Genomic DNA, 12,829 nt, shown 5'->3' with positions numbered 1-12,829 from the left:
ATCTCGACATCTCGCACCCCGAGATCGAGGAGTTCCTGGAAATCCGCAAGCCCAGCGGCGACTTCAACCGCAAGGCGCTGAACCTGCACCACGGCGTGCTGATCCCCGACGCCTTCATGGAAGCGGTGCGCGACGGCGCCGAATGGCATCTCACGAGCCCGAAGACCGGCGAAGTCCGCAGCACCGTCGACGCGCGCGCGCTGTTCCAGAAGCTGGTCGAGACCCGTCTGGCGACCGGCGAGCCGTACATCGTCTTCGCCGACCATGTGAACAAGAACATGCCCAAGCATCACCGCGAGCTGGGGCTGAAGGTGTCGACCTCGAACCTGTGTTCGGAAATCACCCTGCCGACCGGCATCGACCACAAGGGCAATGACCGCACCGCCGTATGCTGCCTGTCGTCGCTCAACCTGGAAACCTGGGACGAGTGGAAGGACGACAAGCAGTTCATCGAGGACGTGATGCGCTTCCTCGACAATGTCCTGCAGGACTATATCGAACGGCATGAGCCGGGCATGGAGCGCGCCGCCTATTCGGCCAGCCGCGAGCGCTCGGTGGGTCTTGGCGTGATGGGCTTCCACAGCTTCCTCCAGGCGCGAGGGCTCCCCTTCGAGGGCGCGATGGCCAAGTCGTGGAACCTGCGGATGTTCAAGCACATCAACGCGCAGGTGAACCAGGCGTCGATGACGCTGGCGGTCGAGCGCGGGCCCTGCCCCGATGCCGCGGACGTCGGCGTGATGGAGCGTTTCAGCTGCAAGATGGCGATCGCGCCGACCGCGTCGATCAGCATCATCTGCGGCGGCACCAGCGCCTGCATCGAGCCGATCCCGGCGAACATCTACACCCACAAGACGCTGTCGGGCTCGTTCTCGGTCAAGAACCCGTATCTCGAAAAGATCCTGATCGCGAAGTCGAAGAATTCGGATGCGGTCTGGAATTCGATCCTGGAGCATGGCGGCTCGGTCCAGCATCTCGACTTCCTGTCGGCGGAAGAGAAGGACACGTTCAAGACCTCGTTCGAGATCGACCAGCGCTGGCTGCTCGAACTGGCCGGTGACCGCACGCCCTATATCGACCAGGCGCAGTCGCTGAACCTGTTCATCCCGGCGGACGTGGAGAAGTGGGACCTGCTGATGCTCCACTTCCGCGCGTGGGAGCTGGGCATCAAGTCGCTCTATTATCTGCGCTCCAAGTCGGTGCAACGCGCCGGGTTCGCAGGTTCGGGCGGCGTCGAAGCCGACAACACGATCAGCGCGCCGAAGTTCGAGATTGGGGAAACGACCGATTATGACGAATGCCTGGCGTGCCAGTAAGGCAGGAGCCGCGCTGATCGCCTGACGGAAAGGTCAAAGCCATGGCCCCTCATTCGCCCAAACCTCCCTCTCCCCTTGTGGGAGAGGGAAGGGGCCCGCGGCCACAGGCCGTGGGAAGGGTGAGGGGCAACGCACAAGGCCTGACCAAGCGCCAGTTGCTTCCCGCCACCACGGTCAGTCGATCGCGTGAACTGCGCCAGAATGCCGGTGAGCCCGAACGCAGGCTGTGGCGCGCGCTACGCGAGGCGCTGCCGGGCATGAAGTTCCGCCGCCAGGTTCCAATGGGCCCGTACCATGTGGACTTCTGTTCTCATACGGCACGGCTGGTCATCGAAATCGACGGCGACGATCATGCGGCGAAACTGGAAAGCGACGCCGCGCAAACCCGTTTCCTTAAACATGAAGGCTATAACGTGATCCGCTTCGCCAATGCCGATGTGATGACCGATCTCGACGGTGTCGTGATGGCTATCGGCGCGCGGACGGCGCATACGCAAAAGGGCCGCCCGTGATGGTCGGCCCCCTCACCCTCCCACGACCTTCGGTCGCGGGGCCCTCCCTCTCCCACAAGGGGAGAGGGAGTAGAAGCTCACTCCGCCTCTTCGAACTGGTCGACGGCGTTCTGTGCGGTGGCCGACAGGCGGACCTTGTCGCCCTCGACCTCGGCGACCAGGCCGATCGGCAGGTAATGATGCTTGGCGCCCTGCCCGTCCTGGGTCTGGGGGCTGTCGTTCTTGGTCAGCTTGATGCGGTCGCCCTGGACGTGGTCGACGGTGCCGACATGGACGCCGTCCGCACCGATGACTTCCGCATGTTCCTTGATCTGGCTGACATCGACCATCTTAAGTCTCCTGTGTTGGGTTCGGTTTCGGAACGCGCAAAGCCGGAATTGGTCGCATGACATCGGCGTTCATCATGTACGTGGTCGCCGGTATGCTCGGCGGAGTCGGTGCGATCCTGTTGCTGCAGCTCCGCACGCCCCGATCGGAGCAGGGCCGCTACGCCCGGCTGATCGCGGGCACCATGTTCGCCATGGGCGGCATCATCCTCGCCGGTTTCGCCACCGCTTTGCGCTCCTGGGCGAGCAGCGGCTGAACCGGCCTTCACCCTTTTCACGTCATTCGTATTTGGAGTAACCCCGATGCCTCTCCTCCAAGCCTCCAAGCAGTATAAGCCCTTCGAATACCCCTGGGCGTTCGAGTTCTGGAAGCGTCAGCAACAGCTCCACTGGCTGCCCGAAGAGGTGCCGCTGGGCGAGGATTGCCGCGACTGGGCGCAGAAGCTGACCGATCATGAGCGCAACCTGCTGACCCAGATCTTCCGCTTCTTCACGCAAGCCGACGTCGAGGTGCAGGACTGCTATCACGAGAAGTACGGCCGGGTGTTCAAGCCGACCGAGATCAAGATGATGCTGACCGCCTTCTCCAACATGGAGACGGTGCATATCGCCGCGTACAGCCATCTGCTCGACACGATCGGCATGCCCGAGAGCGAATATGGCGCCTTCCTCGAATATGCCGAGATGAAGGACAAGCATGACTATATGCAAAATTTCGGCGTCGACAGCGACGAGGACATCGCGCGCACGCTGGCGATGTTCGGCGGCTTCACCGAGGGCGTTCAGCTGTTCGCGTCCTTCGCGATGCTGATGAATTTCCCGCGCTTCAACAAGATGAAGGGCATGGGCCAGATCGTCAGCTGGTCGGTGCGCGACGAGAGCCTGCATTGCGAGGGCATCATCCGCATGTTCCACGCCTTCTGCCAGGAGCGCCAGTGCCTGACCAAGGCGGTGAAAGACGACATCGCCGATGTGTGCCAGACGACGATCCGCCTGGAGGATAATTTTATCGACCTCGCCTTCGAAATGGGCCCGGTCGAAGGGATGAAGCCCAAGGAGATCAAGAAGTATATCCGCTACATCGCCGACTGGCGTCTGGGCCAGCTGGGGCTGAAGCCGATCTACATGATCGACGAGCATCCCCTGCCCTGGCTGACCCCGCTGCTCAACGGCGTGGAGCATGCCAACTTCTTCGAGACGCGCGCGACCGAATATTCCAAGGCGGCGACGCGCGGCCAGTGGAACGACGTCTGGGACGCGTTCGACACCCGCCAGAAGGCCAAGACCGCCAAGGCGGCGAACGAAGAGCCGGGCGAGACCGGCGACATGTTCTCGGCCGCGGGTGTCGCGGCGGAGTGACCTTCGAGAGGGCGGGCTTCGGCCCGCCCTTTTTTCGTTCACGCGAAGACGCGATGGCGCGAAGAAGGTTGGTTCGCGCGGAGGTGCGGAGGGCGCGGAGAAGAAGGACGGGAGGCCAATCTTCCAATCCCCGTTCAGCCTGAGCGAAGTCGAAGGCCACGGGACAACGCTTGTCCCATTTACGGAATCAGACATGGCCTGCGGCCGAAGGGCCTGTGAGGGAATGTTCGCCCTTGGCCTTCGACTTCGCTCAGGCTGAACGAAGGGAGGGGAAAGCGGATAGCGCCTTTCAAAACTCCTCTGCGTCCTCCGCGCCTTTGCGCGAACCAGAAACCTCTACGTCCCCGTAAGAACCGAAACCCTTCGCGCCATCGCGCCTCTGCGCGAACCAAAACCTACCGCCCCACCCTGGTCGGCGCATGAAAGTCCGCAGGCTTGCCCATGATCCAGCGCAGGAACCGGACCATGTCAGGGTGCGCCCGCAGCACCGCGAAATCCGAATAGTCCCGCGCCAGTTCCGCATTGGTCAACGTCGCGTGGATCGTGCGATGACAGATCGGATGCACCGGCACCGTGTCGCGCCCGCCCTCGCTTTTGGGCACGGGGTGATGCCACTCGACCTTCACCCCTAGCGGTCGCTCGCATAGCGCACAGGTCGGGGGTGGCGCCGCCGCCACCCGCTCCGCCGCTGCGGCCAAACCCGCCTTGCGCTTTACCCGTCCGACCATCACGGCCGATATGGGAAGCGTTCCCCCAAAGGAAAACGGGGTCCGGCATCGCTGCCGAACCCCGCCACCTTAAGCCAACTGGATCCGTAAGGGATCAGAAGTGTGCGACCACACCCGCCATCGGACGGAACGAGTGGGCGTCGTCGAAGGTCGAAACTTCCAGACGCAGACGCAGACCCGAGTTGCCGGTCAGGCCGCCCAGACCGATGTCCTTCGGGCCGACTTCGGCGCCGACGCCGTACACGGTCGCGTGATAGTCACGCTTCAGGTCACCAGTGACGCCCGGTGCGAAGTTGTGGAAGTTGTTCCAGCGATAGCCGACCTTGCCGTAGAACAGGCCGCTCTCACCGGCGCGGAAGCCCGCGCGGCCATAGGCGCCATACTGCCAGTCGATGTCACCCGACACGCCCTTGGCGACCGCGCCCTCGGCGCCGACGAACACGGGGCCCAGCGGAACGTTGAAGCCGACGATACCCTCGACCAGCGCGCCGTCCAGGTTATAGCCCTTGGGCTGCGCGGGGATGCCGGCGACCGACTGGCGATCGAACTGCTCCCAACCACCCATCACTGCGACATAGGGCTCGATACCGAAGGCGCGGGTGCCGTCGGGAGCGGTCGCGGTGTCGGCGGCGGGCGCCATCGTGTCGGTGGTGTTCATGTCCTGCGCCATGGCGGGCACGGCAACGAACGCGGCCGCCGCAGCGGCGACGAGGGAAAGCTTACGCATGTGAGATACCCTTCTCTTATTCTATGTGGGGCGGCGGGTCGAACCGCTCAGCCCAGGCCCGCTTAACCGGCAAAACCGAACGCGGTTGCACAGAAGTGACATTTTTGGTCGCGTTATTGGAACATGTTGCCGTGATGCCACAGTTCCTGTCACTTGGATGAACCAATTGCGGGCAGAATGCGGCAAGCTTGGATTCGTGCCGCCTTTTGGCCGCGAAATCCCGTTCGGCTCATCGAATTGCGGTACAGCGAAGCGATTCGCCGGTAGGCCGTGTCAAAACCACCGTATCGCCCTTGCCACGCAGGTCGTGCTCCATACCGGCATAATGGATGCCGGAGGCCACCCGATGCCCCTCCATGCGCAGTTCGAGGTCCTCGATCCGCATCAGGGCGCTATCGTCGCGATTGTCGAAGCGGACCCAGAAGCGGCTGCCATTGTCGCACTGAAAGCTGGTGGACATCATCGGCGGCATGGCGTCGCGCGGGTCGGGCATGTACGAACACCCGACCAGTACGGCACCGCCCGCCGCCAGGGCGATGGGCAGCCGGCTCATGGACGCAGCGCGGCGTCGTCGGCTTCGTCGATATCCCCATCGGCGACGACGTCGTCCTCGAAATCCTCCTGAAGATCGTCCTCGTCGACATCCTCTTCGTCCATGTCGACCGAGGCGTCGGTTTCGCCGACCTCTTCGGAATCCATCGCGATCTCGTCGATCGGCTCGTCCTCGACGCTGTCGTCGCCCAGATCGGGTTCGATATCGGTCAGCAGGACGCCGTCGCTGGGACCATCGCGCGTGACCTCCAGGATCTCGGCGCGCTGGCTTTCGTCATAGCCTTCCTCATCGAAACCATCGTCGCCCGATCCCTGGCTGGGAACCTGATGTCCGCCCATGCTTGCCTCCTGTCCTCGATTGCGAAGGTGGAACGGTGCGGATGTCGGGGCGGTTCCCGGAATGACCAGGATCGGGGCGGCGGGATCAGAGCGGGCGGAACATGCGCCCCCGCTCGGTGACGAAGACCACTGCGAACGCGACGACCCCGGCGAGCAGGAACCCCAGCACCAACGGCCCCGCCGTCCCGTCAAAGGCCTGGCCGATGCCCGCGCCGATGATCGAGCCGATGGTAACGCTGGTGAAACCCTGCACGCTGGACGCGGTGCCGGCGATGCCGCCCATCCGTTCCATCGCCATCGCCGAGAAGTTGGAAGTCGCCAGGCCGAAACAGGCCATGGTGATCCCCTGCAACACCGCGAAGGCGACCAGCGTCTCGAAGCCCAGCGCGATCAACGCGACGTGCAGCGCCGACACCGCGATCAGGATCGACACCGCGCTATGGCTGATCAGCCGGGTGCCCAGCCGCATCACGATCCGCGAATTGAGCAGATTGGCCGCCGCCATCGTCATGGAGGTGGTGGCGAAGATCAGCGCAAGCAGCTTTTCACGGCCGAACGTCACCGCCATGATCGGCTGGATCGAGTTGAGATAGCCATACAGTGCCGCCATCAATGCGGTCGCCGCCAGCGTATAGCCCAGCGACAGCCGATCGGTCGCCGTCTCGCGCCATCCGCTCCAGATACGGCTGGGCGAGATGGGCAGTTGCGCCTCGGGTGCCAGCGTCTCGGGCATGCGCGCGGCAAACCAGAGCAGGACCAGCCCTGACAGGCCCGCGATCGTCCAGAAGATCAGTCGCCAATTGCCGAACAGCAGCACCAGCTCGCCAAAGGCGGGCGCCAGGATCGGCACGACCATGAAGACCATGAAGGCGATCGACATCACCTGCGCCATCGCGCGGCCATGGTAGCAGTCGCGGACCAGCGCCACGGTCGCCACCCGGGTCGCGGCGATCGCCGCGCCCGCGCAGACCCGCGCGATCATCAGCAGCACGAAGCTGCCCGCCATCGCGGCGGCGGCATTGGCGACGATATAGATGACCAGCGCGACGATCAGCACCCGCCGCCGGCCATAACGATCGGCCAGCGGCCCGTGCACCAGCTGCGCCACGCCGAACCCGATCAGAAAGGCGGTGACGACGAACGGCCGCACGGCGGGCGCGGCGTGCAGCGCTTCGCCAATGGCGGGGAGCGCGGGCAGCATCGAGTCGATCCCCAACGCGGTCAACGCCATCAGCGCGGCGACCAGAAGGACGAACTCGACAAACCCGATCGGCGCGCCGGGGGGTTCGGCGGTGACGGGCGTCACCGGATCAGCGGAACGGGAATCGGACATGATGTCTGCCACATAGGGACGATCGGCGGGCAGGGGAACCGGTAAACATGACCGACGTCGATCAGCACCCTCCGACGCTTTCCCTTATGGCTTCGAACGGGAATTGCTGGGTGGGATGACGATCAGGCCGTGACCGTCTCGCTCGCGTCGTCGCCGACGATCCGCATGATCATCGTGTACGAACTGAGCACGGGGGTTCCGATCGAATGAGACACATGAACCCCGTTTTCGAAGCGATGCTGCGTCGCGCCGGCAAAGGCCTCCAGCGGGAGCGGGAATTTGGCATTCGGGTTGTGAAATACCTGCAGTTCGTCGGACCATCGTTCCTCGTTGTCCGCAACGACTTCATCACAGAATCGTGTACCGATCACCGCATTGGGATCAGGATCGAGGCGAAAACCCACGCGATAATAACGGTGGTCTGCCGGCGCGAACCCCGCATCGACACCCATTCGATCAAATTTCGCGAGCGTGCCAGCGTTGGAAAACACAACTGCGGAAATGTTTTCCGCACCGGGAAGATCGAAAAATCCGGTTTCTATCACTTTGGTTTTGAATGTGTGAGGGTCGATTTTCACGGTCCGGATCGACAATGCCCCGTCGACCAATTCCCACTCGATACGATGGCCGTACAGGTAAATCCAAAGCGCTTCCTGCGTATAGGTCATGGAGCCTATTTCACCGTCGCCGCCGGGCTTATGAAAATCGGCGACCGCCAATGCGAACGGTTTGCCGGCGCCCGGCCCTCGTTCCCAATAGCTCTCGCCATGGGCATTCTTCTTTTGAAGTTTGGCGGTCAGCGCCCCGCCGAACTTCATGGGCATATAATCGGCGAGGAAGGCCTTCATTGCGTCCGGGGTTTGCGGATCGGGATGATCGGCCAGCACGCCCCCGCCGGATGGCGCACATGTGGTTGCTTCAACCGTGAATTCTCCCTTGGGCGACACGATGTAAAAGTCCGGCGCTTCAGGTTGCGTAACATCGTAACCCAATTCGCGAAACACGGCCCAAAGATACAACTCCCACAGGCGCTGGTCGAACTGACTGGTCTGGAATTCCTTGACGAAGTGCGGATCGGAGGGCGCCAACCAAGGCCCAAGTTCCTTGAACACGGCGCGCGCTGGTGCGCGACCAAGTGTGTCAATCAGCAACCTGAAATTCGGATGAAGTGTTTCCGCTTTGGTCCCGGCGGGCACCGACAGCAGATCGGTCGGATAATTTGTCTCATCGCCTTGCGTGCCCAGCAGATCGAGGTCGTCCTCGGTCACCGCTTTGGCGATACGTTCGCGCAATGCGACAGTTGCATAAGCTACGGACCGCAAACTCCCATCAATGTCTACCGAACGAAAGCGCCCATTGCGATCGCGCGCCAGCAGCGACCAATAATAATCATCATCCTGCCAGTCGCGTGCGACGACCCCGATCACGCGCTCTTCATTGTCTGCCCAATACCCTACCTCCTCATAAAGATAGGGCGCAGGTGATCTTCGGGTGCCAATCGCCAGAAGATTGAAGCGGGACCGAGAAAGTGGCTTGCTCAGCTTTTCGCGCTCACGCCGCACATCTCGCTTCGCCTTTGCTTCACCCATGGTCGCGGCTCTCCCAAACTCGTTAAAAGTTACGAGCAGCACGAATGTCAGGCAACGACGATCAGAACCAAAGTGAAGGGAACTGGCAGGCGAAAAAGACGCTTCAACACCCTATTCAGCCCCCCTACAGTTTAAAAAGTGAATGATCGCCCTCGCTGTATCACCGACCTGCAATGCCACGGAGCCTGTCATGACGAACGCGTTTTCCCGTATCGGCCTGACCCTCCCCCTCCTCGCCGCGCTCGCCCTGTCGGCCTGCGATCGGCCGACCGAGGGGACTTCGATCTCGATCAACAGCGCGGACGGACAGACGCTGGCGGCGGTCGATGGCAAGTCGGGGGAGGTGAAGCTGGCGCTGCCCGGCTTTTCCGGCGCGTTCAAGCTGCCCAAGATCTCGCTGGAGGCGGATAATTTCGAGTTGAACGGCGTGCACCTTTATCCCGGCTCGAAGATCCGCAACGTCGATGTCGGCAATGGCCGTGACAAGGCCTTCACCATGACCTTCGACAGTCCAGCCGATCCCGCCACGGTGCGCGGCTGGTTCCGCGAGAAGATGGGCGAGGCCGACTTCACCCTGACCGATCAGGGGTCCGCGCTGGGCGGCAAGACGGCGGAGGAAAAGCCGTTCCGGCTGGAGCTACGCCCCGAGGGCGGCGACCGATCGACGGGGACGATCACGCTGGGCGGATAAGCCGCCCTGTTCCCTGCGACGACGACGCGGTATAGCCCCGGGTCTATTCGCTTTTTTGGACATATTGCCATGACCGACACCCGCTCCGCCGAGGTCCCGACTCTCAGCCTCGCCGATCAGGACCGCGACCCGCAAGCCTTCGCCGCCGCGCTGGGCGGATCGTTCGAGCGGTTCGGTTTCGCGATCGTCGCCGACCATGGCGTGCCCGGCGAACTGATCGACCGCGCCTGGGCGCAGACCAAGGCGCTGTTCGACCTGCCCGAGGAGGAGAAGCGCGGCTATCACGTCCCCGGCGGCGGCGGCGCGCGCGGCTATACCCCCTTCAAGACCGAGATCGCCAAGGATGCGCACGTCGTCGACCTCAAGGAATTCTGGCATGTCGGCCGCGAACTGCCCGAGGGGCACACCTATGCCGACCGGATGCCCGCCAATATCTGGCCCGAGCGGCCGGAAGGGTTCCGCGACGATTTCCTCGAACTCTTCGCCGCCTTCGACCGGGCGGGCGACCGGCTGCTCTCGGCGATCGCGCGGCATTTGAAGCTGGAGCCCAACTGGTTCGACCCGGCGGTGAAGGACGGCAATTCGGTGCTGCGCCTGCTCCATTATCCGCCGATCCCGGCGGATGCCGAGGGCGTGCGGGCGGGTGCGCATGAGGACATCAACCTGATCACCCTGCTGCTCGGCGCGGAGGAAGCGGGGCTGGAACTGCTCGACCGCGATTCGGGCGAGTGGCTGGCGATCCGCCCGCCCGAGGGCGCGATGGTCGTCAATGTCGGCGACATGCTGCAGCGGCTGACCAACCATGTCCTGCCCTCGACCACGCACCGGGTGGTCAACCCGCCGGTCGAACGGCGCGGCTTCTCGCGCTACTCGATGCCGTTCTTCCTGCATCCGGCGCCGGACTTCCTGATCGAGACGCTGCCGGGGACGGTCAGCGCGGAGAATCCGAACCGCTATCCGACGCCGATTACGGCACATGATTATCTGTATGAGCGGTTGGTGGAGATCGGCTTGATCAAGAAGTGAGGGGGTGGGCTCGGTGAGACACCGCCCTCCCCCAGCCCCTCCCGCCTGCGGGAGGGGAGCGGCAAGAGCCCAGGTTTGAATTTTAAAACTCCCCTCGCGCAAGCGAGTTTCAGGTCGATCATGCCCCCGGCATGACCTAAACGATGCGGGGCATCGTTTACCTGAAACTGGGCTGGGGGAGGGTAAGGGGCCTCGCAGAGACCTTACCCCTCCCCCAACAAATCACCCCAGAATATGCATGAGCAACGGCTGCCCCACCAAGCTCTGGCTCCCCCGCAATCGCTCCAGCGCCTGCGCCACCGCGCGTTCCGGCCCTTCATGCGTGACCATCGCGATCATCACGCCGCCGTCCGCCGCTTCGCCGCGCTGGATCAGGCTTTCGATCGACACGCCCGCATCGCGCATCGCCGCGGCGATCTCGGCCAGCACGCCGACCTTGTCCTGCACGGTGAAGCGCAAGTAAGCGCGGCCCCGCCGCTCGCCGCTATCAGCCTTCGTCGCGGCGGTCAGCTCATGCGCGGGCATGGCGAAAGACGCGCCATATTCGCCGCGCGCGATGTCGATCAGGTCGGCGACCACCGCGCTGGCGGTCGGGCCATCGCCCGCGCCCGCGCCCTGGAACAGCAACCGGCCGACAAAATTGCCCTCCGCCACGACCGCGTTAGTCGAGCCGGTGACATGCGCCAGCGGATGGTCGAGCGGGACAAGATGCGGGTGCACCCGCTGGAACAGGCCGTTCGCCCCCTCCTCCGCCACGCCGACGAGGCGCACGCGATAACCGAGCGACGCCGCCTGCGCGATGTCGGCGGCCAGCACATGCCGCACGCCGCCGATTGCGACATCGTCGAACGCCGGCTGGGTGCCGAAGGCGATGGCGGCCAGGATCGACAGCTTGTGCGCAGCATCGACGCCATCGATGTCGAAGCTGGGATCGGCCTCGGCGTAGCCCAGCGCTTGCGCCTCCGCCAGAACCTCGGCGAAGTCGCGGCCTTCGGCCTCCATCTTGGACAGGATGAAATTGCAGGTGCCGTTGAGGATGCCATAGACGCGCGCGATGGCATTGGCCGCCGCGCCCTCGCGCAGCCCCTTGATGACCGGGATGCCGCCCGCGACCGCCGCCTCGAACTTCAGCGGGGCGTTCGTCTCTTCGGCCTTTTGCGCCAGCTCCAGCCCGTGATGCGCCAGCATCGCCTTGTTGGCCGTCACGAAGCCACGCCCCGCCCCCAGCGCGGTGCGTGCCAGGGTCAGCGCCGGACCATCCGATCCGCCGATCAGCTCGACCACGACGTCGGCGTTCGGATGCGAGGCGAGCGCGGCGGTATCGTCGACCCATTCGAAGCGCGACAGATCGACGCCACGATCCTTGGTCCGGTCGCGGGCGGAGACGGCGACGATCTCGATCGGCCGGCCGGCGCGCCGGGTAATCAGGTCACGGTTCGCATCGAGCAGGCGAATGACGCCGCCCCCCACCGTGCCCAGTCCCGCCAAAGCCACCCGCAATGCGTCGCCCATCTTCGTTTCCCATATCCTTGAGCGTTCGTAAGACCCGGCGCGGTAGCGGATAGAAACGGTCGCTGTCGAGCAACTTCAGGACCTTTTATTGCTCAAATGGTGATAAGTCTCTATGACGCCTCGCATGACTCCCCCTGATTTCGTGGTCATCGACGTCGAAACCGCCTGTTCGCGTACCAGCAGCATCTGCCAGATCGGCATCGTCGGCTATGCCGCCGGGGTCGAGGTGCTCGCCTATGAAACGCTGGTCGACCCGTGCGACGATTTCAGCAGCTTCAACATCGGCATCCACGGCATCACCGCCGACCATGTGCTGGGCAAGCCGACCTTCGCAGCGCTGCACCCCGAGCTGGCCGCGCATCTGGGCGGGCGCGTGACGGTGGCGCATTCGGGGTTCGACAAGGGCGCGCTGGGCCGTGCGTGCGAGCGCGATGCCCTGCCCCCGATCGCGGCGCGCTGGCTGGACAGCGTGACGATCGCCAGGCGCGCCTGGCCCGAGCTTCCGAACCACAAGCTCAACACGCTGGCGGCGTTTCTGGAGCTGGAGCACCGCCATCACGACGCGTTGAGCGATGCGCGCGCCGCAGGGCAAGTGGTGCTGCGGGCAATGGCGCAAACGGGTTTGTCGCTGACCGACTGGTTCACCCCGCCCCTCTCGGCGCGTGCCCTGCGCAAGGTGCTACGGGCGGATCAGGCGTAGTATAATCCCCCCCCCCCCCCGGCACGGGGGTGGCAGGGCGCAGGCCTGACGGAGGGGGCTTTCCGCCCGCGACATCCTTTGCGGCCATCCCCCTCCACCGTGCTTTTTTTTTTTTTTTTTTT

15 protein-coding genes are annotated in these 12,829 nt (G+C 63.9%); 7 read left to right on the top strand and 8 right to left on the bottom strand.

Going from position 1 to position 12,829, the window contains the following annotated elements; translation table 11 throughout:
• Both ACQKJZ_RS14585 and ACQKJZ_RS14580 read left to right on the top strand, forming a co-directional pair.
• On the top strand, positions 1-1,313 hold a 1,313-nt coding region (locus tag ACQKJZ_RS14585; RefSeq protein ID WP_427731840.1), incomplete at its 5' end, for a ribonucleoside-diphosphate reductase subunit alpha.
• Positions 1,314-1,432: 119 nt separating this feature from the next.
• A complete protein-coding gene (locus ACQKJZ_RS14580; protein ID WP_427731838.1) occupies positions 1,433-1,825 on the top strand; it encodes an endonuclease domain-containing protein in 393 nt (130 codons plus the stop codon).
• A 77-nt stretch (positions 1,826-1,902) separates the two neighbouring features.
• Here ACQKJZ_RS14580 and ACQKJZ_RS14575 read toward each other — a convergent pair whose 3' ends face one another.
• Positions 1,903-2,154 carry a DUF2171 domain-containing protein gene (locus ACQKJZ_RS14575; RefSeq protein WP_007403708.1) on the bottom strand — a complete coding sequence of 84 codons (252 nt, stop codon included), beginning with the start codon at positions 2,152-2,154 and terminating at the stop codon, positions 1,903-1,905.
• 56 nt (positions 2,155-2,210) lie between these two features.
• On the opposite strand from ACQKJZ_RS14575, the gene ACQKJZ_RS14570 reads away from it, so the two are divergent.
• Entirely contained in the window at positions 2,211-2,408 is a 198-nt protein-coding gene (locus ACQKJZ_RS14570) for a hypothetical protein (protein ID WP_427731835.1), read from the top strand.
• A 46-nt stretch (positions 2,409-2,454) separates the two neighbouring features.
• Positions 2,455-3,510, top strand: a complete 1,056-nt coding sequence (locus ACQKJZ_RS14565) for a ribonucleotide-diphosphate reductase subunit beta (protein WP_261268832.1) — start codon at positions 2,455-2,457, stop codon at positions 3,508-3,510.
• A gap of 395 nt (positions 3,511-3,905) precedes the next feature.
• Here ACQKJZ_RS14565 and ACQKJZ_RS14560 read toward each other — a convergent pair whose 3' ends face one another.
• From ACQKJZ_RS14560 to ACQKJZ_RS14535, 6 genes are all read right to left on the bottom strand, one after another.
• Positions 3,906-4,238 carry an HNH endonuclease gene (locus ACQKJZ_RS14560; protein WP_427731833.1) on the bottom strand — a complete coding sequence of 111 codons (333 nt, stop codon included), beginning with the start codon at positions 4,236-4,238 and terminating at the stop codon, positions 3,906-3,908.
• A 94-nt stretch (positions 4,239-4,332) separates the two neighbouring features.
• Positions 4,333-4,965 (bottom strand): outer membrane protein, encoded by a 633-nt coding sequence (locus tag ACQKJZ_RS14555; RefSeq protein WP_427731831.1) that lies wholly within the window; start codon positions 4,963-4,965, stop codon positions 4,333-4,335.
• Between the two features lie 229 nt (positions 4,966-5,194).
• Complete coding sequence (locus ACQKJZ_RS14550) at positions 5,195-5,518, bottom strand: MliC family protein (RefSeq protein ID WP_427731829.1); 324 nt, start codon at positions 5,516-5,518, stop codon at positions 5,195-5,197.
• Entirely contained in the window at positions 5,515-5,856 is a 342-nt protein-coding gene (locus ACQKJZ_RS14545; protein ID WP_427731827.1) for a DNA primase, read from the bottom strand. Before ACQKJZ_RS14545 ends, ACQKJZ_RS14550 begins: the two co-directional genes overlap by 4 nt.
• Before the next feature lie 85 nt (positions 5,857-5,941).
• Entirely contained in the window at positions 5,942-7,189 is a 1,248-nt protein-coding gene (locus ACQKJZ_RS14540) for a multidrug effflux MFS transporter (protein WP_427731825.1), read from the bottom strand.
• A 122-nt stretch (positions 7,190-7,311) separates the two neighbouring features.
• Complete coding sequence (locus tag ACQKJZ_RS14535; RefSeq protein ID WP_427731823.1) at positions 7,312-8,778, bottom strand: hypothetical protein; 1,467 nt, start codon at positions 8,776-8,778, stop codon at positions 7,312-7,314.
• A gap of 190 nt (positions 8,779-8,968) precedes the next feature.
• Here ACQKJZ_RS14535 and ACQKJZ_RS14530 point away from each other — a divergent pair, with 190 nt between their 5' ends.
• Together ACQKJZ_RS14530 and ACQKJZ_RS14525 are read left to right on the top strand one after the other, a co-directional pair.
• Positions 8,969-9,469 (top strand): hypothetical protein, encoded by a 501-nt coding sequence (locus tag ACQKJZ_RS14530; RefSeq protein ID WP_427731821.1) that lies wholly within the window; start codon positions 8,969-8,971, stop codon positions 9,467-9,469.
• A 69-nt stretch (positions 9,470-9,538) separates the two neighbouring features.
• Positions 9,539-10,495 carry an isopenicillin N synthase family dioxygenase gene (locus ACQKJZ_RS14525; RefSeq protein ID WP_427731819.1) on the top strand — a complete coding sequence of 319 codons (957 nt, stop codon included), beginning with the start codon at positions 9,539-9,541 and terminating at the stop codon, positions 10,493-10,495.
• 222 nt (positions 10,496-10,717) lie between these two features.
• Here the strand turns inward: ACQKJZ_RS14525 and ACQKJZ_RS14520 are convergent, their stop codons facing one another.
• The gene (locus ACQKJZ_RS14520) at positions 10,718-12,007 is read right to left on the bottom strand and encodes a homoserine dehydrogenase (RefSeq protein WP_427731817.1); all 1,290 of its coding nucleotides are present in this window, start codon (positions 12,005-12,007) and stop codon (positions 10,718-10,720) included.
• Positions 12,008-12,131: 124 nt separating this feature from the next.
• On the opposite strand from ACQKJZ_RS14520, the gene ACQKJZ_RS14515 reads away from it, so the two are divergent.
• Positions 12,132-12,707, top strand: coding sequence for a 3'-5' exonuclease (locus ACQKJZ_RS14515; RefSeq protein WP_427731815.1), 576 nt, complete (start codon positions 12,132-12,134; stop codon positions 12,705-12,707).
• Positions 12,708-12,829 lie beyond the last annotated feature (122 nt).

The sequence above is a fragment of the Sphingomonas sp. NPDC019816 genome, assembly GCF_050274375.1.
Lineage (GTDB): Bacteria > Pseudomonadota > Alphaproteobacteria > Sphingomonadales > Sphingomonadaceae > Sphingomonas.
This window is presented reverse-complemented; position numbering and strand designations above follow the sequence as displayed.

Coding starts and splice junctions, on each gene's coding strand:
- ACQKJZ_RS14575 (WP_007403708.1), bottom strand. CDS start 2,154: ATGGTCGATGTCAGCCAGATCAAGGAACATGCGGAAGTCATCGGTGCG.
- ACQKJZ_RS14570 (WP_427731835.1), top strand. CDS start 2,211: ATGACATCGGCGTTCATCATGTACGTGGTCGCCGGTATGCTCGGCGGA.
- ACQKJZ_RS14565 (WP_261268832.1), top strand. CDS start 2,455: ATGCCTCTCCTCCAAGCCTCCAAGCAGTATAAGCCCTTCGAATACCCC.
- ACQKJZ_RS14560 (WP_427731833.1), bottom strand. CDS start 4,238: ATGGTCGGACGGGTAAAGCGCAAGGCGGGTTTGGCCGCAGCGGCGGAG.
- ACQKJZ_RS14555 (WP_427731831.1), bottom strand. CDS start 4,965: ATGCGTAAGCTTTCCCTCGTCGCCGCTGCGGCGGCCGCGTTCGTTGCC.
- ACQKJZ_RS14550 (WP_427731829.1), bottom strand. CDS start 5,518: ATGAGCCGGCTGCCCATCGCCCTGGCGGCGGGCGGTGCCGTACTGGTC.
- ACQKJZ_RS14545 (WP_427731827.1), bottom strand. CDS start 5,856: ATGGGCGGACATCAGGTTCCCAGCCAGGGATCGGGCGACGATGGTTTC.
- ACQKJZ_RS14540 (WP_427731825.1), bottom strand. CDS start 7,189: ATGTCCGATTCCCGTTCCGCTGATCCGGTGACGCCCGTCACCGCCGAA.
- ACQKJZ_RS14535 (WP_427731823.1), bottom strand. CDS start 8,778: ATGGGTGAAGCAAAGGCGAAGCGAGATGTGCGGCGTGAGCGCGAAAAG.
- ACQKJZ_RS14530 (WP_427731821.1), top strand. CDS start 8,969: ATGACGAACGCGTTTTCCCGTATCGGCCTGACCCTCCCCCTCCTCGCC.
- ACQKJZ_RS14525 (WP_427731819.1), top strand. CDS start 9,539: ATGACCGACACCCGCTCCGCCGAGGTCCCGACTCTCAGCCTCGCCGAT.
- ACQKJZ_RS14520 (WP_427731817.1), bottom strand. CDS start 12,007: ATGGGCGACGCATTGCGGGTGGCTTTGGCGGGACTGGGCACGGTGGGG.
- ACQKJZ_RS14515 (WP_427731815.1), top strand. CDS start 12,132: ATGACTCCCCCTGATTTCGTGGTCATCGACGTCGAAACCGCCTGTTCG.